Source organism: Burkholderia oklahomensis C6786 (genome assembly GCF_000959365.1).
Lineage (GTDB): Bacteria > Pseudomonadota > Gammaproteobacteria > Burkholderiales > Burkholderiaceae > Burkholderia > Burkholderia oklahomensis.
On the sequence record NZ_CP009555.1, the window covers coordinates 1,939,631 to 1,962,523 of the forward strand.

A 22,893-nucleotide genomic window follows, 5' to 3' on the forward strand; every position below is an offset into this window, starting at 1 on the left:
GCGAAAGAAATCCTTACGTTTTGTAGGGTGTGCGTCGTGAATCTCGAACAATACCGGCGCCGGATGCGCTCCAACGCATCGTGATTAACCGGATATTTCCGTTTGGATATTCAAGGAAAAACAATGAAGAAGATCATCGCTTCGGTGGCAACCGCCGCTATCGCATTCGCTTCGGCTTCCGTGTTCGCACAAGCATCGGCACCGGCAGCTTCGGCGCCGGCGGCTGCGTCGGCTGTCAAGCACGACAAGAGCAAGCCGAAGCACGAGCTGAAGCAGCACGGTTCGGAGAAGGCCAAGGCGAAGGCCTCCGCCGCTTCGGCAGCCGGCACGAACGACAAGGGCGCGCAGCAGTAAGCGCTTGCCCGCGGCGGCGCATCGCCGCCGTCGCGGCTCGTCATGACGAACCCCGCGTTCTCGCGAACGCGGGGTTTGTTTTTATGCGCGCGTCACGCGAGCGGCGGCTTCGGCTGCGACACGTGATCGATCAGCGCGCGCATTCGCCGCCAGTGCGAGCCTTCCCAGAACACGCGGCGGCAGACGTCGCAGGTGACGAAGCGCGTGTGGCGCTGCAGCACGCCTTGCGGCGCGCGGCCTTCGGCTTCGGCCGGATCGATGCGCCGCAGCGGCGCGTTGCACGACAGGCACAGCCGGAACGGCCGCGCGTTGCCGGCGAGATCGAGCCGGTCGAACAGCTCGCGCAGCTGCGCCTGCGGCTTCAGCGCGCGCACGTAGCAGCCGTGCGTGATCGTGCGGCGTTTGAGCAGCTCGCGATCGCGCGTAAGGACGATCCGCGCTTCGCGCGCGGCGATCGCCTCGATCAGGTCGTCCGGATAGTGGTTGTCGTACAGCGTGTCGAAGCCCGCGAGACGCAGCAATTGCGCGAGCCTGCCGAGATGCGCGTCCGCGATGAAGCGCGTGACGCGCAGCGGCGCGGCACGCACGCGCAGCAGCGGGCGGATGTCGATCGCTTCGAAGGTCGGGTAGACGGCGACGCGGTCGCCGTGCTCGAGCACGCGGCCGAACGGTGACGATTCGCCGTTGACGAGAATCAGCTCGACTTCGGTGTGCGGGACGCCGAGCGCTTCGATCGCATGCTTGACGCTCGCGCCGCGCATGCACGCGTGCTCGAATTCCCGGCGGCGCAGCGGCCGCGCGAGGAAATCGTTCAACTCCTCGTAGAAGCGGAAAGTCACGGTGACCATCGGTCGAGTATCGCACCGCGGCGCGTTTCCCGCACGTCGTGCGAGTCGCCGGGCGCGGGACGGCAAATGTCGTGCGCCTGTGCTTTACTCGTGCTTTCGACGGATATGACGAATACAAAGGAGCAGGACATGGACATCGGATTTATCGGCGCGGGCGAGATGGGCAGCGCCATCGCGGCGAATCTGCTGAAGGCGGGGCATCGCGTGCGGGTGTGGAACCGCTCGGCCGAACGGGTCGCGCCGCTCGTCGAGCTGGGCGCGCAGCACGTCGCGACGGTCGCCGAAGCGTTCACGGGCGACGCGGTGTTCTCGATGCTCGCCGACGACGCGGCCGCGCGCGGCGTGTTCGACGCGGCGCTCCTCGAGCACGCGCCTCGCGGCCTCATCCACGTGAACATGGCGACGATTTCGGTCGCGCTCGCCGAGCAGCTCGCGCATGCGCACGCGGAGCGCGGGATTCACTACGTCGCGGCGCCCGTGATGGGGCGTCCGCACGTCGCGGCGGCGGCGCGCCTGACGATCATCACGGCCGGGCCCGCGGAGGCGATCGACCGGATGCAGCCCGCGTTCGACGCGATCGGTCAGAAGACCTGGCGGCTCGGCTCGCTGCCGCAGCACGCGAACGCGGTGAAGATCGCGGCCAACTTCACGATCGCATCGGCGATCGAGACGATGGGCGAGGCGGCGGCGCTGCTCGCCGCGCACGGCGTCGCGATGAACGACTATCTCGACGTGATCACGAACAGCGTGTTTCCCGGCCCCGTCTATCAGGGCTACGGCGCGATGATCGCCGAATCGCGCTATGAGCCGGCGCTCTTCAAGGCGCGGCTCGGCCTGAAGGACGTGCGGCTCGCGCTCGAGGCGGGCGACGCGCTGTCGGTGCCGCTGCCCGTCGCGAGCGTCGTGCGCGACAGCCTGATCGAAGCGGTCGCGCACGGCGACGGCGACAAGGACTTCGCGGTGCTCGGGCAGGTCGCGGCGCGCCGGGCGGGGCGGTAAAGCGCGCCGGGGCCGCGAGCGGCGCCCCGCCGCCCCGCCGCAGACAGCGAAGCACATTCCCCGGCATAATCGACCTTTCCATTTCAATTTCGAAAGCGGGGCGGCAATGAATCTGCATACGTGGTGGCTGTTCGTCGCGACGGTGTTCGTCGTGTCGGCGATTCCCGGCCCGAACATGCTGCTCGTGATGACGCACGGCGCGCGTCACGGGCTGCGGCGTTCGACGGCGACGATGGCGGGCTGCATGACGGCGCTCGTCGCGATGCTGTCGGTGTCGGCCGCGGGGCTCGGCGTGTTCCTCGAAGCGTGGCCTGCGATGTTCGACGCGCTCCGCTTCGCGGGCGCCGCGTATCTGATCTATCTCGGCGTGAAGGCGTGGCGTGCGCGCGTCGACGCGGAATCCGCCGCGGATGCCGCCGGCGCCGCGCCGCAAGCGGGCCGCGCGAGCGCGCCCGCTTCCGCGTCGCGCTGGGCGCTCTTTCGCAACGGCTTTCTCGTCGCGGGCAGCAACCCGAAGGCGATCCTGTTCGCCGCCGCGCTGCTGCCGCAGTTCATCGACGCGTCCGCGCCGACGCTTCCGCAGTTCGGCATCCTCGTCGCGACGTTCGCGGTCATCGAGGTGAGCTGGTACATCGTGTACGCATCGTTCGGCACGCGGATCGGCGTGACGCTCCGGAGCGCGAACGTCGCGAAGATTTTCAACCGCCTGACGGGCGGCCTGTTCGTCGGCTTCGGCGCGATGATGGCGCTCGTGCGGCACTGAGCGGCGCGCCGCGTTCGATGGGTCGGCAAGTCGGCGAAGTGGTGGGTCGGCGAAGCGGCAAAGGCGCCGCATGCGCGCCGCATCGACGTTCGTGAGATGGCGAAAACGCGCGGGCGGTTCGCGTCGAAGTCCGCGGCACGCCGACTGACGGAACGCGGCTGCGGGCGCGTTGCCGGCTCGCACGAATCGAAGCGACAGACGGCGTCGAATTCCGCGCAATCTCGGACGGCGACGAAGCCGCTCCGCGCGGTCGGCTGCGACTTCGAGCATCGATGAAGCGGAACATGCCGATCGCGCTTCCATGAACGGCGAAAACGCCTCGCGTCGGCGACGACGCGAGGCGTCGTCTTTTCAGCATGCCGCTCGCCGCCGCCCGGCGATCCAGTCCAGCGCGAACGCGGCGCCCGCGAACGCGAAGCCCACCGCGCATACCGCGCCCCAGCCCGCCCATGCCCACGCCGCGCCCGCCAGCATCGCGCCGAGCGACCCGCCGACGAAGAACAGCCCGACGAAGAGCCCATTGAGCCGCCCGCGCGCGGCGGGATTCAGCAGGTTGATCGCGCGGCGGCCGAGCGTCTGGTCGGCGACGACGCCCGCATCGAGCACCGCTGCGCCGGCGACGAGCAGCGCGAGTGCGAGCGTCGGGTGCGCGGTCGCGTCGAAGCCGCCCCAGCCCGCGCCTGCGATGCCCAACGCCGCCAACGCGACGAGCATCGCCACATGCGCGCCGCGCAACGCGCCGCGCTCCCAGCCGCGATCGCCGGCGAGGCCCGCGAACGGCGTGACGATCGCGCCCGTCGCGCCGGCGAACGCGAACATCGCGATTCCATGCAGCCCGAGGCCGAACGGCGCGGCGGCGAGACGCAGGCCGATCGCGGTCCAGAACGCGCTGAACGCGCCCATCGACAGCGCTGCGGACAGCGCGCGCCGCTGCAGCACGCACTCGGTCGCGACGAGCGTCCAGAGCGAGCCGAGCAGCGCCGCATAGCGGGTCGACAGCGACGGCGCGCGCAGCGGCAGCTTCGCGGCGAGCACGGCGGCGATCGCGATGTCGGCGGCCGCCGCCGTGCCGTAGAACGCGCGCCAGCCGGCCGTGCCGGCAATCAGGCTCGCGAGCGGTCGCGACAGCAGGATGCCGAGCATCAGGCCGCTCATCACGTTGCCGACCGCGCGGCCGCGCTTCTCGTCCGGCGCCATCGACGCCGCCATCGGCACGAGCATCTGGATCACGCTCGATGCCGCGCCCGCGACGAACACCGCAGCGAGATACACGGCGCCTGAGCGCGTGACGGCGGGCAGCGCGAGCGTCACCGCGCAGACGGCGAGCGTCGTCACGATGAGCCGGCGGTTCTCAAGCAGGTCGATGAGCGGCACGAGCAGCACGAGGCCCGCCGCATAGCCGAGCTGCGGCAGCGTCGCGACGAGTCCGGTCAGGCCCGGAGGCAGGCGCAGGTCGGCGGCGATCGGGCCCGCCAGCGGCTGCGCGGCGAACAGGTTGAGGACGATCACGCCGACCGTCGCCGAGAAGAACACGGTGAGCGCGGGCGTGAGGGTTGACGAGGGAGGGGCGCACGGTCGGTCGGCGAGCGAGTCGACGCGAAGATCGGCTGAGCGGTTCATCGAAAGGGCCTTGGAAGCGTGAAGAGCCCTCATCGTAGAGATGCGCTTGTTATGCGACAATTGAAATATCTTTAATATGATTATGCGAGTTTGTTGTGAATGCGCGCGATCTTCAAGCCTTCGTGGCGGTCGTCGACAACGGCTCGATGGTGGCCGCCGCGACCAAGCTCCATTTGACGCAGCCGGGTCTCACGCGGCGCGTGCAGAACCTCGAGACGACGCTCGGCGTGCCGCTCCTCGACCGGCAGAGCAAGCCGCTCAAGCCGACCGCGGCGGGCCGCGAGGTCTACGCGCTCGCGCGCAACGTGCTGCGCTCGGTCGACGAGTTGCTCGCCGTCGCCGCGCCCGGCAGCGAGCCGGCGGGCGAACTGCGGATCGGCGTGCCGCCGTTTCTGTCGGAGCTCGCGCTCGAAGGGCCGATCGACCGGCTGCGCGAAGCGTTTCCGCGCCTCACGCTGCGGATCACGGCCGGCTGGTCGCCGGCGCTCTTGCAAAGCGTCGAGCGCGCGGCGCTCGACGCCGCCGCGGTGATGATGCCGGCGAGCTTCCCGATGCCGGAGACGCTCGTGTCGACGCTGCTCGGCGTGCAGCCGACCGTGCTCGTCGCCGCGCGCGACTTCGCGCTGCCGCCGGGGCCCGTGCCGCTCGACGCGCTGTCGCGCTATCCATGGGTGCTGAGCCAGGACGGCTGCGGGATGCGTTCGGCGCTGAGCCGCGCGTTCAGCGCGGCGGGGCTGCCGTTCGACGTCGCGGTCGAGGCGTTCGGCTCGGACTTGCAGTTGTCGCTCGTCGCGCGCGGGGCGGGGCTCGGCATCGCGTCGACGGCCGCGCTCGCGCGCAGCCCGCACCGCGATGCGCTGCAGGTCGTCGGCACGGTGGACGTCGAGCCGGGGATCAGCGTGTGGCTCGTGCACGGCGTGCTGCCGGGGCGGCTGATGCGGCCGGTCGAGCTGCTGCGCGAGCGGCTCGCCGCGGTGCTGGAGGCGGAAAACCGCAGGCGATCAGGGGACGAAGCAGAAATGCCGGCTCATTAGAGCCGGCATTCAAGGGAAAATCCGTATTTTCTCGATGGAAATGTTGCATTGCGTCAAACAAACCGGTATAGTTTGAACTGTCTCCTCCATGTCTCCTCTGATATGGATTCAGCCCGCCTTTTCAGGCGGGCTTTTTTTTGCCCGCGCGAATCCGATCCGAAGCCGCGCGGGCGCTCCCCCTCCGTCAGAACTTGTATGTCACCGCGACGAAGCTGACGAGCGGATCCGCCTTCAGCTCGTTTTTCGATTCCGCCAGCACCGTACCGTCGGCGGCCTTGATCGTCACGGTCGACGTCGTCTTCAGCGGGATGTACGTGATCGACGCGAGCAACCCCCAGTGATCGGTGACGTTGTACGTGAGGCCCGCGTTGAACACCGGCTGCCACGACGACGACGCCTTCGCCGACACCTGCGTCGGTCCCGGCTTGCCGGCGCCCGCGGCGAGCACGGCGCCAAGGTTGTCCTGCGTCGACTTCACGAAGTTGCGGTTCAACTGAAGATCGCTGAACCAGTTGTACGACACGCCGATGCCGACGAACGGCCGGACCTTCGAGTTCGCCTGCGCGAAGTAATACTGGAACAGCACGGCCGGACTCCACTGGCGCACGCTCTTGACGATCGGATTGATCTGCGGATCGCCGAGGTTTTGCGACGCGAGCGCGCCCGCCGGTCCGGGCGGGCGGATCGTGCCTTGCCCGGTGATCTTGAAGACGGGCGGCACGCCCGCCACCGTCGTGACCGCGATGTTGTCGGTCAGGAAGTGGCTCGTGGTCAGGCCGACCGTGTCCGCGCCGCTCGTGCGCGTGCCGGTGCCCGGCGACGTGAACGACCCCGTCAGCCCGAGCGGCGTGTTGATCGGCGTCGGCGCGACGCTCGTCGTGAGCGGCGTGGTGCTTTGCTGCGGCATCACGTGGAACCAGCCGAGCGTGACGACGTTGCTGCCGGCGCTTTGCGCGTGAGCGGCGAGCGGCGTCAATGCGGCGGCGCCGAGCGCCGCGCAGAGTATTTTCTTCATACGGCCTCCCGAGCGCTTACTGCACGAAGGCGCCGACCGTGAAATACGGCGACGACGAGTTCGACATATCGAGGAAGCCAAATGCCCCGCCCGCGCCGGTGAAGATGAACTTGCCGGTCGGCGTCGAGCTGCTCGCGCCGACGTGCGCCGACGTGATCGTGCCCGGCACCGTCTGCGTGTAGTCGAGATTGAGCGCGGTGGCGAGCGACGCTTGCGACGCATTGAACGGATCGAGCAGCGTCGCCTGCTTGTCGACGAGCACCGTCGAACGGTAGTCGAACTGACTGTCGACGCCGATGTATTCGCCGTTGACGAAACCGACGTTGATCGCCGTCTGCGGCGCGAGGAGCGAGATGCTCGATTCGTCGTCGGCGGTGAGGCCCGGCACGCCGTTCGCGTCGGGCGTCGGGTTCGGGTTGGCGACGCCCGTGCGGATCATGACCGGCACGAGCTGGTTGTTCACCTTGCCGACGATGAGGAAGCCCTTCGCTTGCGGCACCGTCGCGAGCGTCGGCTTCAGCTGGCTCTGGAAGTGATCGGTCTCGAACGCGCCGGTGCCGTTCGGCGATTGCGCGAGGTTCGTGCCGGGCTGGCGGCAAGTGCCCGCGTAGATGCCCGTCGAGTCGCAACGGATCCAGGTGCCGTCGGCGTTGATCGTCACCTTCGCGTCGATCGTTACGGGCGCGAAGTTCTGCGACGCCACCTGGCCGTAGCCGAGCTGGCTGTATGTGCCGGCGAGCTTGGCGATGTTGGTTTCGAGCGTCGAGAATGCGATGAACGGATAGTACGGGAACTTGGTGTCGGGAATCGCGCCTTGGCCGAGCAGGCCGCCGTACTGAAGCTCCGCGCCGGGAATCGTGCCGCCCACGATGCCCATGCCGAGGAAAATGCGCGCAGGCCGGTTCGGATCGAGGCTTGCGCCGTTCAGACGGTATGCGCAGTTGTTGAGCTTGTGCGTCGGCAGCAAGGTTTCCTGCGTGAGCGTGCCGTTCTGGGTCGTGCCGGCGCGCGACGGCGCGGCGGTGCCCGTCGTTTGCGGAATCGGCGACGCGACGTAGGTGATCTGCCAGGTCAGCTTCGTCGTGTCGATCTGCAGTTTGACGAGTTCGCCGTCGCCGCCGCCGCCCGTGTAGACCGTGCTGTAATCGACCGTCGACGGGCAGAGTGCGGTTTCGACGAGCGGCTGCGAATCGCTGCCGCCGCCGCCGCTGCACGCCGAAATGAAGGGCGCGGCGCAGGCCATCGCCAAAATGAGATTCCGCTGCTTCATGTTGCTCCTCCAAACTCCAAAATTGTCTTTATCCGGCGGCCAGCTCCCTGTCGGCCGCTCTCTATCTCGCCCGCTGCGGCGCGGTCCGGCGCGATGCGTCGCGCCGGACGTGCGTTCGGGTCTCGTTACTTGCTGACTTGCGCGCCGACGCCGAAGTACGGCGCGGACGGCGTCTGTCCGGCGATCGCCGAGCTCGGCGTGATCCCGCCGTTGACGGTGCCCTGGATCAGCGTCGCGAACAGCCCGCCGTTCGCAATCACGAAGCCTTGCGCGGACGTGTCGGTCGTCGTGACGCCGAGGAGGCCCGGCGTCGACTGACCGTAGTCGAGGTTCAGGCCGGTTTCCGCCTGTTGCGTGCTCGGATTGACGAACGTGGCCGTCGTTCCCTTGACCACCGTCGCCGTGTACTTGAAGTTCGAGTCCGCGCCCGCGTAGCCGCCGTCGACGCTGCCCAGCGCGAGCGCGGTCGCCGGCCCGAGCACCGCGATGCCGGATTCGTCGTCGACCTGCGCGTCGGTATGCAGCGGCGGCGTGCCGAGGTTCACGTTGCCCGTACGCACGACGACGGGCACGGTCGCGCCGTTCAACTGGCCGAGCACCATGTGCGCGACCGCCGACTTGCCCGTCGCGCCGATGAGCGGCAGCTGCGTCTGCGGCAGGATCTGCGGCGCCTGCGTGCTGTTGAAGTAGCCGCTGCCGCTCGACGTCCACGGGTTGCCCGTCGTCATGCAGCCCGACGTGCTCGTCGACGTGCACGCGCCGTTCGCGTCGAACGTCTCGCTCGAATTGATCCCCTTCGTTGCATAGTTGCTCGACGGCACCAAGTGGTACAGCAGCGCGTTGTACGTGCCGGCGAGCTTCGTCACGTCGGTCGTCGTGTTCGAGAACGCGAGGAACGGATAGAAGTCGAAGTGACGCTGCGGCACCTGGCCGATGTTCTGCAGCACGCCCGGGATGATCGTGAGGCCGCTGTACTGGATCGTCGCGCCCGGAATGCCGCCGCCCGCGACGCCGAAGCCGACGAGGATCATCGGCGGGTTCGCCTGGTTGAAGTCGGCTGCGGTCGAGTAGGTCGAGTTCGTCGCGGGCGACGTGCCGCTGCCCGGCAGCAGCACGAACGCGCAGCGCGTCTGCTCGGCGGTCGGCAGCGTGCCGGCGGGCGGGTGCGCGACGTTGCCCGTGATCGTCGTGCCGGCGCGCGTCGGCGTGACCGTCCCGGTCGCGAGCGGAATCGGCGACTCGAGCCACTTGAGCGTGTACGTCATCGCGGTCGCGTTGATGTTCAGGCTCACGATTTCGCCGCTGCCTGCGCCGCCGAGATACGTGCTGCTGCCGATGTCAGCGTTGGCGGGGCAGAGCGACGTATTGCCCGCGGCCGAGCTCGGCGGTCCCTGGACGCCGCAGCTCGCGCCGGAGCATTGCGGAACATCGATGGGGGCCGGGGTGCCGCCGCCCCCTCCACTGCAAGCGGCGAACAAAGGGGCGACGGCTATGGCCATTGCCACCCCTTTCGAAAAGGCGTCCGACATGCCTCTGTCTCCAATGTGTTTAATTGTGTGGGTTAATTTGGCTGCGTCGTTTTCGGCTGTCAATTGATGGAACCGTCTAAATGAGACGATTTAAACAATTCATTGTATTCGGGATGCCGAAACAAGAGGCGGGAGCGGAGGGATTAAAACGAGATGAGCGTTTGAAATTTGTCTGGCGGAGTGCGCCGGCCCTTGTTTTTACAGGATTTTGTTTGCGGGCGACGATGTTGGGGCAAGCGTTTTAAGCACGCACATCGGGTGAATCCCTATCCGGGATAGTCATTACGGCTTTGAAATTTTCAAGATTTTATTTTGAATGGAAATGAAAGTTTGTAAATCTCTATTAATGGCGTGACATTATTTGAATAACTTTCAATTCTCATGCGATGCAATAAAAAGCCGGCCTTTCGGGCCGGCTTGTCTCGCGCTGCAAGCAATGCGTCGTTCAGCGCTTGAGCCCCGTGTCCTCGGCCGCGCCGACGTTGAGGTTCATGCACTGGATCGCGGCGCCCGACGCGCCCTTGCCGAGGTTGTCGAGCCGCGCGACCGTGACGAAGCGCTCCGCCGTGCCGAACACGAAGAGGTCGACACGGTTCGTGTCGTTGTTCGCCTGCACGTCGAAGAAGCCGTCGTCGAGATTCTCGGCCGCGTCGTACGGCGCGACGCGCACGAACGCCTCGCCCGCGTAATGCTCGGCGAGCACGCGCTGCACGTCTTGCGGCGTCACGCGCTTGGCGAGCTGGCTCGGCGTGAAGTACGTGGTGACGGCGAGGCCCTTGTAGAACGGCCCGACGATCGGCGTGAAGAGCGGCGCGCTCGCGAGGCCCGTGTGCGCGGCCATCTCCGGCAGATGCTTGTGCGCGAGGCCGAGCGCGTACGGACGCGGGCTCGCGAGCTTCGCGCCGCCCGCCTCGTAATCGGCGATCATCTTCTTGCCGCCGCCGCTGTAGCCGGTGATCGAGTAGCTGTGCGCGGCGAAATCCGGCGCGACGACGCCCGCGTCGACGAGCGGGCGCATCGCGAGCACGAACGCCGACGCGTGGCAGCCCGGCACCGCGATGCGCTTCGCGGCGCGGATGCGCTCGCGCTGCGCGCGGTTCAGCTCGGGGAGGCCGTACGCCCAGTCGGCGCTCGTGCGGAACGCGGTGCTCGCGTCGATCAGCGTCGTGTCCGGGTTCTCGACGAGCGTCGCCGATTCGCGCGACGCGGCGTCGGGCAGGCACAGGAACGTGACGTCCGACGCGTTGATGAGGCGGCGGCGCTCGTCGACGTCCTTGCGCTTCGCTTCGTCGATGCGCAGGATTTCGATGTCGCTGCGCGCGGACAGATATTCGAAGATCTTCAGGCCGGTCGTGCCTTCCTGGCCGTCGACAAAAACTTTCGTGCTCATCTCGCTCTCGCTGGATCGGGGCGGGCGGCGCGTCGCCGCCGTGAAAACCGCCATTCTAAGACGTGATGCGCGGCGCCGTAACCGGCTCGGCCGAAAAAAGCCGGCCGGCCGGGGCAGATGATCCTGCCCCTTGGCGGATCAACGGCGGATCACGCGCGGATCACTTGCCGGCGAGCCAGCGCGCGGTCGCGGTCGCGACGCGCGCGCCGAACGTCTTCGCGGTCTCGAGATCGCCGCCCGCGGGCGCCTCGTCGGGCGACGCGTCCGACGGCGATTGCGCGAGGAGGCCGGTGAAGCCGCCCGCGTAGTTGATGTCGTTGCGGGTCGACGCCTTCGTGTTCGCGGGCAGAAGGCCCGTGCCGACCCACACCATCCCGTGCTGCATCGCGAGCGTGACGAAATACTGGATCGTCGAGAACTTGTCGCCGTTCATCGACGCGGAGTTCGTGAAACCCGCCGCGATCTTGTCCTTCCATTTCTGGCCGAACCACGCCTTCGACGTCGCGTCGGCGAACTTCTTGAAGTCGGCCGACGGGCCGCCCATGTAGGTCGGCGCGCCGAAGACGATCGCGTCGGCGGCGTCGAGCGCGGCCCAGCCGGCGTCGTCGAGATCGCCGACGGCGACGAGCCGCGCGTTCGCGCCCGCTTCCTGCGCGCCCGCGAGCACGGATTCGGCGAGCTTTTTCGTGTGGCCGTAGCCGCTGTGATAGACGATGACGATGTTCGGCATTCCCGTTTCTCCAAGATGAGACGACGAAGCCGCGCGTCCCGGGCGGGCGGCGCGGCGGACGATGGCTGCCCGCGGCGACGCGTGCGGACGGCAGGCGAAAAGAGTCTAGCGGTGCGAAATGATGCGTACGACCGCTGTCGCGTGCGACTGAATTTCCCGGATGGAGCGAATCGCGGACGCGCCGCACCTCGCAGGAGACTAGCGGCCGTATGTGACGACGAGCTGCGCGGAGCCGATCGTCTCGGTGCCGATCTCATGGTCGAACATCTGCGCGGGGCGGCCCGTCGCGACGCGCAGGTCGGTCGCCTTCAGCGCGTAGACGGTGATCACGTAGCGGTGCGGCTTGCCAGGCGGCGGGCACGGGCCGCCGTAGCCGTCGACGCCGAAATCGTTGCGCGCCTCGGTCGCGCCGAGCTTGCGCAGATAGCCGGACGCGCTCGCGTTGGCGGGCAGGCTCGACACGTTCGCCGGGATGCCGGCGACGGCCCAGTGCCACCAGCCGCGGCCGGGCGCGTCGGGATCGAACATCGTGACGGCGAAGCCCTTCGTGCCGGGCGGCGGGTTGCGCCAGGCGAGTTGCGGCGAGCGGTTGCCGCCCTTGCAGTCGCCTTGATTGAACAGGAGCACGGCGCCGACGCGCCCGCCGGGGCGCAGGTCGTCGCTCGTCAGCGTGAACGCGTCTTCGGCGAGCGCGCGCGGACCGCCGAGCAGACCGAAAAGGGAAACGCAGGCGAGGGCGAGCGAGAGCAGACGACGGGGCGAACCAGGCGGAACGACTCGGCGACCCACACGCATATGGCCCTTCTCCCGTCACTTGTGCCGGGGCGGCCCGGCGCTGATCGTTGTCGAGATGTGATGCTCGAACCCGAATATGAGGGCAAGTCTAGCATTAGGGGACGCATGGCGGCGGCAGTCTCGTCAACTTCGCGCGACGGCGCATGCCGTCGGCTCCGGCAGCGGGACGGTTCGGGCCGGGACGGCGCAGGGGCGTGCATTGCGACCCGGAAGCGACGTGCGACGGCGGCCCGGAACGAAGGCGGCGGTGCGACAAGAAGCAAGCGGCGGTGGGCGCGGCCTGGCATAGGGCGTCGGTGATGCACGACCGAACGAGAATTCGAGAGACGTGGCCGGCGAGGCGAGGCGAGGTGAGGTGAGGTGAGGCGCCGTGCGGTGACGTGCGACATGACGAAGATGTCGCTGGCCCGCAGCAGGCGCAACGCGCGCCGCGGCGCGCCGAAACGGACCGCGTGCGCGGCAATTGATCGCGGGGCGGCGCGCTGCGCGCCGCAAACAAAGCCGGCGGACGAGCGCCGCGATGACGCGCGACAGCACGAGAGGCGCGCCGCGGCGCGGCACGCTTGATCGAAAGATCGCGCCGGCCGCGAGCGCGCGCATAAAAAAACCGCCCGCCGTCGTCGACGGCAGGCGGTTCTTTGCGCGGCGCGGACTTCTCGCCGGCGAAGCGGGCTCGCGTTACTCCTGCGCGCCCGTCGCGCCGCCGTGCGCGGCCGACCATTCGGCCGGCGAGTGCAGGAATTTCTCGACTTCGTCGAGCGTCTTCGTCTCGAAGTAGCCCGACGCCTTCGCGACGCGCAGCACGTCCCACCAGGTCGCGAGCGCGTGCAGGTCGACGTCGATGTCCTTCAGGACCGACACGCTTTCCTTGAAGATGTCGTAGTGGAACAGCACGAAGCAGTGGTTCACCTGCGCGCCCGCGGTGCGCAGCGCGTTGATGAAGTTGATCTTGCTGCGGCTGTCGGTCGTCAGGTCCTCGACGAGCAGCACGCGCGAGCCTTCTTCCAGATAACCCTCGATCTGCGCGTTGCGGCCGAAACCCTTCGGCTTCTTGCGCACGTACTGCATCGGCAGCATCATCCGGTCGGCGATCCAGGCCGCGAACGGAATGCCGGCGGTTTCGCCGCCTGCGACCGCGTCGATCTGCTCGAAGCCGACGTCGCGCAGGATCGTCGCTTCCGCCATTTCCATCAGGCCGCGGCGCACGCGCGGAAACGAGATCAGCTTGCGGCAGTCGATGTAGACGGGGCTCGCCCATCCGGACGTGAAGATGAAGGGCTTGTCGGCGTTGAAGTGCACCGCTTGCACTTCGAGCAGGATTTTGGCGGTCGTGTCGGAGATCGTCTGACGATCGAAGCCTGTCATGGGGGCGTTCCTTGATGGTGAGCGGGGGCGGGCGCGGCCCGGTGGCGCAGCTCGCGTGATTCCGGCCGTGAGGGCCGGGCTGCGGGCCGACGTGGGCGTGACCGCCGGCGTCGAGCCGCTTCGCTGCGCGCGTAGCCGGCTATTTTACCCGATTTGGGCGCTTTTCGAGCCGCCCGACGCCGTCCGAGCGCCAGATTTTCGGCGGCCGGACGACGGCCGCGGGCGTCGCGCGAGCGTCCGGGCATGCGGATTTGCCGCTTGCTTGCGGCATTGAAAGGAAGCACGCCGAAGCAATGGGCTGCCGCGGCGCAGCAACTGACGGGCCTGCACGAGGTGTACACTAGGCGACCCTAAGTATTTGCTCGGTGCCTTGTACTTCCCGCTTGCCACCCGCCAAGGTTACATGTCGCGCCGATCCGGCTCGCGACGGCCGCCGCAGTCGACCATCCCTTCGATTCCCGCATCCGCGGCCCCCGGTGCTCGGTACTGAGTCTTTAGATAATTACGCAAGTCTCTCGCAGGTCAATCATGGACGAACAACTGAAGCAGGCCGCTCTCGCCTATCACCAGAATCCGAAACCCGGCAAGATTTCGGTCACGCCGACCAAGCCGCTGTCGAACCAGCTCGATCTGTCGCTCGCGTATTCGCCGGGCGTCGCCGCGGCGTGCGACGCGATCTACGCCGATCCGCTCGACGCGCAGAAATACACGTCGCGCGGCAATCTCGTCGGCGTCGTGACGAACGGCACCGCGGTGCTCGGCCTCGGCAACATCGGCCCGCTGGCCGCGAAGCCGGTGATGGAGGGCAAGGGGTGCCTGTTCAAGAAGTTCGCGGGCATCGACGTGTTCGACATCGAGCTCGCCGAGTCCGATCCGGACAAGCTCGTCGAGGCGATCGCGATGCTCGAGCCGACGCTCGGCGGCATCAACCTCGAGGACATCAAGGCGCCCGAGTGCTTCTATATCGAGCAGAAGCTGCGCGAGCGGATGAAGATCCCCGTCTTCCACGACGATCAGCACGGCACCGCGATCATCGCGTCGGCGGCGATCCTGAACGGCCTGAAGGTGGTCGGCAAGAACCTGTCGAGCGTGAAGCTCGTCTGCTCGGGCGCGGGCGCGGCGGCGATCGCGTGTCTCGACCTGCTCGTGAAGCTCGGCCTCGACAAGGCGAACGTGCTTGTCGCCGATTCGAAGGGCGTGATCTACGAAGGGCGCGGCAACCTCGATCCGTCGAAGCAGCGCTACGCGGCGACGACCGACGCGCGCACGCTCGCCGACGCGATCCGGGGCGCGGACGTGTTCCTCGGCTGCTCGAGCGCGGGCGTGCTGAAGCAGGACATGGTGAAGACGATGGGCGACACGCCGTTGATCCTGGCGCTTGCGAACCCGGAGCCGGAAATCCGCCCGGAAGACGCGAAGGCGGTGCGCCCGGACGCGATCGTCGCGACGGGCCGCTCCGACTATCCGAACCAGGTCAACAACGTCCTGTGCTTCCCGTTCATCTTCCGCGGCGCGCTCGACGTCGGCGCGACGACGATCACCGAAGAGATGAAGCTTGCGTGCGTGCGCGCGATCGCCGAGCTCGCGCAGGAAACCGACCAGAGCGAGGAAGTCGCGAAGGCGTATGAAGGCCACTCGCTCGAATTCGGCCCGGAATACCTGATTCCGAAGCCGTTCGATCCGCGCCTCATCATCAAGATCGCGCCCGCCGTCGCGCAGGCCGCGATGGATTCGGGCGTCGCGACGCGCCCGATCGCCGACATGGATGCGTACCGCGAGCAGCTCGGCGCGACCGTCTACCGCACCGGCATGGTGATGCGCCCCGTGTTCGCGACCGCGAAGACGAAGACCGCGCGCATCGTGTTCGCCGAAGGCGAGGACGAGCGCGTGCTGCGCGCCGCGCAGTTCGTGCTGCAGGAAAAGATCGCGAAGCCGATCATCGTCGGCCGTCCGTCCGTCGTCGAGATGCGTCTCAAGAAGATCGGCTCGAAGCTTGCGGGCGGCGTCGACTTCGAGATCGTCAATCCGGAAGACGATCCGCGCTACCAGCAATGCTGGCAGGCATACCACGAGATCGGCGCGCGCGACGGCGTGACGCCCGAAGTCGCGAAGGCCGCGCTGCGCAAGTTCAACACGCTGATCGGCGCGATGCTCGTGCACCTCGGCGACGCCGACGGCATGATCTGCGGGATGATCGACACGTATCACAGCCACCTGAAGTTCATCGAGCAGGTGCTGGGCCGCGCGTCGGACGCCGAGCACTTCGCGGCGATGAACCTGCTGATGCTGCCGGGCCGCAACCTGTTCATGTGCGACACGTACGTGAACGAGCAGCCGAGCGCCGAGCAGCTCGCCGACATGACGATCCAGGCCGCGGCCGAGATCGAGCGCTTCGGCATCACGCCGAAGGCGGCGCTGCTGTCGAACTCGAACTTCGGCAGCGCGCCGTCGGCGTCGTCGCGCCGGATGGCGGAAGCGCGCAAGCTGATCGTCGAGCGTGCGCCGCACCTCGAAGTCGACGGCGAAATGCACGGCGACGCGGCGCTCTCCGAAGTGGTTCGCAAGGCCGCGTTCCCCGGCACGGCGCTGTCGGGCGAGGCGAACCTGCTGATCATGCCGAACGTCGAGGCGGCGAACATCGCGTACAACCTGCTGAAGATGGTCGGCGGCGAAGGCGTGACGGTGGGCCCGTTCCTGCTCGGCGCGAGCAAGCCGGTGCACATCCTGACGCCGGCCGCGACCGTGCGTCGGATCATCAACATGACGGCCGTCGCCGCGGCGAACGTCCAGGTGAAGTAATGCGCGCACGCGGGCGCCGCAAGCCTTCCCGGCATGCGGCGTCGAGACGAAAGGAAAGGCGGTCGCCCGGTCGGGCGGCCGCCTTTTTCATTGGCGTAGGCGCGGCGTGCGAGGCAAGCGGTTTGCCGGCGCCGGATTCGTTGCCTGTCATCGCGCCGCTGTCGTGCGACGGGAGCCGCAAGGTTCGTCCGGCGGCGACCGTCGCTGCCCGTGAGCGACGGTCGCTCCGACATCGCGCCTTCACACGCGCGCTTCGCGCCGTCGCCGTCGCCGGCGCGGCGGACCGCCGGCCGCTGCGCTACGCGACGTTGCGCGTCCGCCCGCCTTCCGGCGACCGCCATTGCCCGAGCAACTGCTCCCACTTCCCGCGCACCGCGCGCAGGTTGTTCTCCTTCACGTGCCCGTAGCCGCGGATGCCGTCCGGCAGGCTCGCGAGCTCGATCGCGAGCGGCAGCGTGTCGCGCGTGAGCCGGCCGCCGAGCAGCTCGTGCACGAGCGCCTCGTATTCGCCGATCAGCGCGCGCTCGGTGCGCCGTTCGTCGGTGCGGCCGAACACGTCGAGCGCGGTGCCGCGCAGGAACTTCAGCTTCGCGAGCATGCGGAACGCCGGCATCATCCACGGTCCGTATTGCCGCTTCACGAGACGGCCGTGCGCATCCTTCTTCGCGAAGAGCGGCGGCGCGAGATGGAACCTGAGCTTCCAGTCGCCTTCGAACTGCTCGGCGAGCTTCGCGACGAACGCCGGATCGGACTGCAGCCGCGCGACCTCGTACTCGTCCTTGTACGCCATCAGCTTGTAGAGATTGCGCGCGACCGCCTCGGTGAGCGGCTCCTGCGCGGCGTCGGCGCCGAGCGCGCGCTCGGCTTCGCGCACCTTGTCGACGGCTGCCGAGAAGCGCGCCGCGTATGCGGCGTTCTGATACGCGCTCAGCTGCTCGACGCGCGTCGCGATCAGCGCGTCGATCGCCTTCTTCGTATGCAGCGAGATCACCGTCGCGCCCGCTTGCGCACCGCCCGCCGCCGCGGCGCGCACGCTCGCCGGATCGAAGGCCGCGCGGCGGCCCCATTCGAACGCCGCGCGGTTCTGCTCGACCTGCACGCCGTTCAGCTCGATCGCGCGCACGAGCGACGCGTGCGTGAGCGGCAGCCAGCCGCGCTGCCACGCGTAGCCGAGCACGAACGGGTTCGTGTAGATCGCGTCGCCGAGCAGCGCAACCGCGAAGTGGCTCGCGTCGACGAGATCGACCGCATCGCCCGCCGCCGCGCGAATGTCGAGCTCGGCGCTCGCGCCCGGGAACGACCACTTCGGATTCTTGATGAACTCGGCGGTCGGCGTCTTCGCGCTGTTGACGACGACGCGCGTCACGCCGTGGCGCATTCGCGACGTGCATTCGTCGCCCGCCGTGACGATCGCGTCGCAGCCGATCACGAGATCGGCTTCGCCCATCGCGATGCGGGTCGCATGGATGTCGGCGGGCGCGTGCGAGATCTGCACGTGGCTCATCACCGCGCCGCCCTTTTGCGCGAGGCCCGTCACGTCGAGCACCGTCACGCCCTTGCTCTCGAGGTGCGCGGCCATCCCGAGCAGCGCGCCGATCGTCACGACGCCCGTGCCGCCGACGCCCGTGACGAGCACGCCGTACGCGCGGTCGATCGCGGGCAGCGCAGGCTCGGGGATCGGCGGCAGCGCGCTCGCGTCGGCCGACACGGCCTTCGGCTTGCGGAGCTTGCCGCCTTCGACGGTCACGAAGCTCGGGCAGAAGCCCTTCACGCACGAGAAATCCTTGTTGCAGGTCGACTGGTTGATCTGCCGCTTCGTGCCGAATTCGGTCTCGAGCGGCTCGACCGACAGGCAGTTCGACTGCACCGAGCAGTCGCCGCAGCCTTCGCAGACCGCCTCGTTGATCACGACGCGCTTCGCCGGATCCGGATACGCGCCGCGCTTGCGGCGGCGGCGCTTCTCGGTCGCGCAGGTCTGGTCGTAGATCAGGATCGTCGTGCCTTCGATCTCGCGCAGCGCGCGCTGGACGTCGTCGAGCCGGTCGCGATGGTGGATCGTCACGCCCGGCGCGAGCAGCGACGTGCTGCCGTCGTATTTCTGCGGCTCGTCGGTGACGATCACGATCCTTTTCGCGCCTTCGGACGCGAGCTGGTGCGTGATCTGCGGCACCGTCAGCACGCCGTCGACGGGCTGCCCGCCCGTCATCGCGACCGCGTCGTTGTAGAGGATCTTGTACGTGATGTTCGCCTTCGACGCGATCGCCGCGCGAATCGCGAGGAGGCCCGAGTGGAAGTAGGTGCCGTCGCCGAGGTTCGCGAACACGTGCTTTTCGTCGGTGAACGGCGCCTGGCCGATCCACGGCACGCCTTCGCCGCCCATCTGGCTGAACGTGCTCGTGCTGCGGTCCATCCAGACGGTCATGTAGTGGCAGCCGATGCCCGCGATCGCGCGCGAGCCGTCGGGCACGTTCGTCGACGTGTTGTGCGGGCAGCCGGAGCAGAACCACGGCTTGCGCTCGATCGTCACGTGCGGCTTCGCGAGCGCGGTCTCCTTCGCGTTGATCACCGCGATCCGCGCGGCGATCCGCGCGCGCACGTCGGACGGCAGCTCGAACTTGTCGAGCCGCGTCGCGATCGCCTTCGCGATGATCGCGGGCGACAGCTCGTAGTGCGCGGGCAGCAGCCAGTTGCCCATCGGCACCGACCATTCGCCGCCCGCGCCGTCCTTCTCGTCGAATTTGCCGAATACGCGCGGGCGCTGGCCGTCCGGCCAGTTGTACAGCTCTTCCTTGATCGCGTATTCGAGGATCTGGCGCTTTTCCTCGACGACGAGGATCTCGTCGAGCCCGCGCGCGAACGCCTGTGCGCCTTGCGCCTCGAGCGGCCACACGCAGCCGACCTTGTAGAGACGGATACCGATCCGCGCGCAGGTTGCGTCGTCGAGGCCGAGATCGACGAGCGCCTGGCGCACGTCGAGGTACGCCTTGCCGCCCGTGACGATGCCGAAGCGCGCGTTGGGCGAATCGATCTCGATGCGGTCGAGCTTGTTCGCGCGCACGTACGCGAGCGCCGCGTACCACTTGTAGTCGAGGAGGCGCGCTTCCTGCACGAGCGGCGGATCGGGCCAGCGGATGTTCAGGCCGCCGTCGGGCATGACGAAGTCGGTCGGCAGCACGATCTCGGTGCGATGCGGGTCGATGTCGACGGAGGCCGACGATTCGACGACGTCCGTCACGCACTTCAGCGCGACCCACAGGCCCGAGTAGCGGCTCATCGCCCAGCCGTGCAGGCCGAAATCGAGATATTCCTGCACGTTCGACGGGAACAGCACAGGCAGCCCGCACGCCTTGAAGATGTGCTCCGACTGGTGCGCGAGCGTCGACGACTTCGCCGCGTGATCGTCGCCCGCGAGCACGAGCACGCCGCCATGCGGCGCCGAGCCGGCCGAGTTCGCGTGCTTGAACACGTCGCCCGTGCGGTCGACGCCCGGGCCCTTGCCGTACCACATCGCGAACACGCCGTCGTGCTTCGCGCCGGGATACAGATTGACTTGCTGGGAGCCCCAGACGGCCGTCGCCGCGAGGTCTTCGTTGAGGCCGGGCTGGAACACGATCCGGTGCGCGGCGAGGTGCTTTTTCGCCTTCCACAGCGACAGGTCGAGCCCGCCGAGCGGCGAGCCGCGGTAGCCGGAAATGAAGCCGGCGGTATTCAGGCCGGCGGCGCGGTCGCGTTCCTGCTGGAGCATCGGCAGGCGCACGAGCGCCTGGATGCCGCTCATGTAGGCGCGTCCGCGCTCGAGCGTGTATTTGTCGTCTAGCGTGACGGATTGCAGCGCGGCTTCGAGCGATGCGCGCTGGCCTGCGTCTAGCGGGGCGTTCATGCGGTGTCTCCTCACCCGGTTCGGGATCGCCAAAACTATCGGCGCGTCGGCGTCTTGTGGACGCGTCAGTCGGCCCGAATATTGGCGGGTTTCGTTCGATGGTAGCACTGGGAAAAACCCGCCGCTGCGCGTCAAAAATCGGCGGCGTGCGACCCGAAAACGTGAGGAATCAATGCGTTACAGGCTGTAAGCGCATGTAAAACGGCGGGCCTCGCGCGGCGATTGCCGTTAGTCTCTAGAGCCCTGTCCGGTTGCGCCGGGCGGCGCCGGCTCGTGCCGGCGCCGCGAATGCGTGCCGGACGGTTGCAATGGAGGTGCAATGAAGACTCGATATATCCAGAATTTCCTGATGGTGTCGGCGGCGTTTTTCGCGATGAGCGGGCCGGCGCGCTCGGAAGGCGCGAGCGTGTTGGCGACGGCGAGCACCCAGATGCTGCAGCTTGCGGCTGCAGGCGGCGCGGAGGCGCCGGCGCTCGCGGGCGCCGCGACCGGCGAGCGCGGCGCGGCGCAGAGGTGATTCGCGACGGGGGCGGCAGCGCGGCGACGAGCGATCGCCGGCCCGTCGCCCGATGATCGATAACGCGAAAGGGCGGGAATCCCGGGATTCCCGCCCTTTCTGTTTGTGCGGCCGCGCTCGGCGCGCGGCACGCCGCCGAGGCGCTTCGCGCGGGCCCGCTTACGCCTTGTCCTGCACGACGCCGCGGCGGATCTGGTCGAGCTCGATCGATTCGAACAGCGCCTTGAAATTGCCTTCGCCGAAGCCCTGGTTGCCCTTGCGCTGGATGATCTCGAAGAAGATCGGCCCGATCTGGTTTTCGGTGAAGATCTGCAGCAGCAGATCGTCGTGCGCGCCGTCGATCAGGATCTTGCGCTTGCGAAGTTCGTCGAGCGGCTCGCCGTGGTTCGGCACGCGGCGATCGACGAGTTCGTAGTACGTGTCGATCGTGTCGAGCAGCGTCACGCCCTTCGCGCGCAGGCCGTCGACCGCCTTGTAGATGTCGGCCGCGCCGAGCGCGATGTGCTGGATGCCTTCGCCGTGATACGCGTCGAGGTATTCCTGGATCTGGCCCGCGGTGTCCGAGCCTTCCTCGTTGATCGGAATCCGGATCTTGCCGCACGGCGACGTCATCGCCTTCGACTTCACGCCCGTCACCTTGCCTTCGATGTCGAAGTAGCGGACCTCGCGGAAGTTGAACAGGCGCTCGTAGAACTCCGCCCACTCCTGCATCCGGCCGCGGTGGACGTTGTGCGTCAGATGGTCGATGTAGTTGAGGCCATGGCCGACCGGATTCGGATCGGCGCCCGGAATCGGCTCGAAGTCGACGTCGTAGATGCTGATGTCGCCGATCGCGCCCGGCTTCGCGCCGTTCTTGCCCTTCCAGCGGTCGACGAAATAGATCAGCGAATCGCCGATCCCCTTGATCGCCGGGATGTTCAGCTCCATCGGGCCCGTCTTGTTGTCGAAGCCCCATGCGCCCAGCTCGAGCGCGTGCTTGTACGCCTTCGCGGCGTCCCGCACGCGGAATGCGATCGCGCAGATCGACGGCCCGTGCAGCCGCGCGAAGCGCTGCGCGAACGAGTCCGGCTCGGCGTTGATGATGAAGTTGATGTCGCCCTGGCGGTACAGCGTCACGTCCTTGTGGCGGTGGCGGGCGATCGCGGTGAAGCCCATCCGCTCGAACAGTTGGCCGAGCGCTTTCGGATCGGGTGCGGTGTATTCGATGAATTCGAAGCCGTCGGTGCCGACGGGATTGTCCCAGGTGGGGATTTGCATGGCGTCTCCTAGCCCTCGGCGGGGCGCGCGTCTTGGTGAATATATGCGGCAAAGTGTAGCGGGGCGGGCAGGGCGGAAACTTGCGAACTTGGTCGCGTAACGCTACGCTTGCGCAATTTCTCGTCCGCACGAACAGGCAGGGAGGCAGGAAATGGCGCATGTGGAATTGGATGCGATTGACCGGCGCATTCTTGCAATTCTTCAGGAGAACGGGCGCTTGTCGAACCAGGACATCGCCGAGCGGGTGAATCTGTCGCCGAGCCCGTGTCTGCGGCGAATCCGCCGGCTCGAGGAGATGGGCGTGATCACGGGCTACGTCGCGCTGCTCGATCCGCAGAAGCTCGGGCTTGACCTGCTCGCTTACGTGAGCGTGCGTCTGGAGAAGCGCGGCGGCGTCGCGCCCGCGCGCGGCGACGAGACGTCCGCGCGCGCGGGCGCGACGCACGCCGAGCTGTTTCGCGCGGCGGTGCAGGCGTGGCCGGAGGTCGTCGCGTGCCACGCGATGACGGGCGACATGGACTATCTGCTGCGCGTGCAGGTCGAGGACATGGCGCACTTCTCGCGCTTCATGCAGGAGCAGCTGCTGCACCATCCGTCGGTGATCGACGTGAAGACGAGCTTCTCGCTCGAGCGCTTCAAGGAGACGACCGCGCTGCCGATCCGCTGAATCTTGCGTCGCCAAAAGGAAACGGGCGGCCCGTTGCGGGCCGCCCGTCTTCGTTCCTGCT

The 22,893-nt window shown here is 67.8% G+C and carries 18 protein-coding genes; 7 read left to right on the forward strand and 11 right to left on the reverse strand.

Annotation, left to right across the window (positions count from 1 at the left end; translation table 11 throughout):
• Window positions 1-123: 123 nt before the first annotated feature.
• Window positions 124-354, forward strand: a complete 231-nt coding sequence (locus BG90_RS36405) for a hypothetical protein (protein WP_010107017.1) — start codon at window positions 124-126, stop codon at window positions 352-354.
• A 92-nt stretch (window positions 355-446) separates the two neighbouring features.
• On the opposite strand, the gene BG90_RS08685 is transcribed toward BG90_RS36405, so the two are convergent.
• Window positions 447-1,202: a Mut7-C RNAse domain-containing protein gene (locus BG90_RS08685; RefSeq protein WP_010117358.1), complete on the reverse strand. Its 756-nt coding sequence runs from the start codon at window positions 1,200-1,202 to the stop codon at window positions 447-449.
• A 129-nt stretch (window positions 1,203-1,331) separates the two neighbouring features.
• On the opposite strand from BG90_RS08685, the gene BG90_RS08690 reads away from it, so the two are divergent.
• Together BG90_RS08690 and BG90_RS08695 are read left to right on the forward strand one after the other, a co-directional pair.
• Window positions 1,332-2,201: an NAD(P)-dependent oxidoreductase gene (locus BG90_RS08690; protein ID WP_010107014.1), complete on the forward strand. Its 870-nt coding sequence runs from the start codon at window positions 1,332-1,334 to the stop codon at window positions 2,199-2,201.
• A gap of 106 nt (window positions 2,202-2,307) precedes the next feature.
• Window positions 2,308-2,964: a LysE family translocator gene (locus BG90_RS08695; protein WP_010107013.1), complete on the forward strand. Its 657-nt coding sequence runs from the start codon at window positions 2,308-2,310 to the stop codon at window positions 2,962-2,964.
• A gap of 351 nt (window positions 2,965-3,315) precedes the next feature.
• Here BG90_RS08695 and BG90_RS08705 read toward each other — a convergent pair whose 3' ends face one another.
• Window positions 3,316-4,584 (reverse strand): MFS transporter, encoded by a 1,269-nt coding sequence (locus BG90_RS08705; protein WP_025990037.1) that lies wholly within the window; start codon window positions 4,582-4,584, stop codon window positions 3,316-3,318.
• Between the two features lie 95 nt (window positions 4,585-4,679).
• On the opposite strand from BG90_RS08705, the gene BG90_RS08710 reads away from it, so the two are divergent.
• Window positions 4,680-5,618, forward strand: coding sequence for a LysR family transcriptional regulator (locus BG90_RS08710; RefSeq protein WP_010117353.1), 939 nt, complete (start codon window positions 4,680-4,682; stop codon window positions 5,616-5,618).
• A gap of 184 nt (window positions 5,619-5,802) precedes the next feature.
• Here BG90_RS08710 and BG90_RS08715 read toward each other — a convergent pair whose 3' ends face one another.
• From BG90_RS08715 to BG90_RS08750, 7 genes are all read right to left on the reverse strand, one after another.
• Window positions 5,803-6,633: an OmpW/AlkL family protein gene (locus BG90_RS08715; protein ID WP_010107011.1), complete on the reverse strand. Its 831-nt coding sequence runs from the start codon at window positions 6,631-6,633 to the stop codon at window positions 5,803-5,805.
• Window positions 6,634-6,649: 16 nt separating this feature from the next.
• Window positions 6,650-7,903 carry a DUF2957 domain-containing protein gene (locus tag BG90_RS08720; RefSeq protein ID WP_010117351.1) on the reverse strand — a complete coding sequence of 418 codons (1,254 nt, stop codon included), beginning with the start codon at window positions 7,901-7,903 and terminating at the stop codon, window positions 6,650-6,652.
• A 125-nt stretch (window positions 7,904-8,028) separates the two neighbouring features.
• The gene (locus tag BG90_RS08725; RefSeq protein ID WP_010117349.1) at window positions 8,029-9,402 is read right to left on the reverse strand and encodes a DUF2957 domain-containing protein; all 1,374 of its coding nucleotides are present in this window, start codon (window positions 9,400-9,402) and stop codon (window positions 8,029-8,031) included.
• A gap of 475 nt (window positions 9,403-9,877) precedes the next feature.
• Window positions 9,878-10,822, reverse strand: a complete 945-nt coding sequence (gene argC / locus BG90_RS08730; RefSeq protein ID WP_010117347.1) for an N-acetyl-gamma-glutamyl-phosphate reductase — start codon at window positions 10,820-10,822, stop codon at window positions 9,878-9,880.
• Window positions 10,823-10,982: 160 nt separating this feature from the next.
• Window positions 10,983-11,552 (reverse strand): flavodoxin family protein, encoded by a 570-nt coding sequence (locus BG90_RS08735; protein ID WP_010117345.1) that lies wholly within the window; start codon window positions 11,550-11,552, stop codon window positions 10,983-10,985.
• A 198-nt stretch (window positions 11,553-11,750) separates the two neighbouring features.
• Complete coding sequence (locus tag BG90_RS08740; RefSeq protein ID WP_010117343.1) at window positions 11,751-12,347, reverse strand: YbhB/YbcL family Raf kinase inhibitor-like protein; 597 nt, start codon at window positions 12,345-12,347, stop codon at window positions 11,751-11,753.
• Window positions 12,348-13,025: 678 nt separating this feature from the next.
• Window positions 13,026-13,712 (reverse strand): orotate phosphoribosyltransferase, encoded by a 687-nt coding sequence (locus BG90_RS08750; protein ID WP_010117338.1) that lies wholly within the window; start codon window positions 13,710-13,712, stop codon window positions 13,026-13,028.
• Between the two features lie 528 nt (window positions 13,713-14,240).
• On the opposite strand from BG90_RS08750, the gene BG90_RS08755 reads away from it, so the two are divergent.
• Window positions 14,241-16,511, forward strand: a complete 2,271-nt coding sequence (locus BG90_RS08755; protein ID WP_010117336.1) for an NADP-dependent malic enzyme — start codon at window positions 14,241-14,243, stop codon at window positions 16,509-16,511.
• Between the two features lie 298 nt (window positions 16,512-16,809).
• On the opposite strand, the gene BG90_RS08760 is transcribed toward BG90_RS08755, so the two are convergent.
• Entirely contained in the window at window positions 16,810-20,391 is a 3,582-nt protein-coding gene (locus BG90_RS08760) for an indolepyruvate ferredoxin oxidoreductase family protein (protein WP_010117335.1), read from the reverse strand.
• 319 nt (window positions 20,392-20,710) lie between these two features.
• Between BG90_RS08760 and BG90_RS08765 the strand changes: the two genes are divergently transcribed.
• On the forward strand, window positions 20,711-20,908 hold the full coding sequence (locus tag BG90_RS08765; protein WP_025990036.1) for a hypothetical protein: 198 nt from the start codon (window positions 20,711-20,713) through the stop codon (window positions 20,906-20,908).
• Between the two features lie 159 nt (window positions 20,909-21,067).
• Here BG90_RS08765 and hppD read toward each other — a convergent pair whose 3' ends face one another.
• On the reverse strand, window positions 21,068-22,165 hold the full coding sequence (gene hppD, locus BG90_RS08770; protein WP_010106996.1) for a 4-hydroxyphenylpyruvate dioxygenase: 1,098 nt from the start codon (window positions 22,163-22,165) through the stop codon (window positions 21,068-21,070).
• Window positions 22,166-22,316: 151 nt separating this feature from the next.
• Between hppD and BG90_RS08775 the strand changes: the two genes are divergently transcribed.
• Entirely contained in the window at window positions 22,317-22,832 is a 516-nt protein-coding gene (locus BG90_RS08775) for an Lrp/AsnC family transcriptional regulator (protein ID WP_045568114.1), read from the forward strand.
• Window positions 22,833-22,893 lie beyond the last annotated feature (61 nt).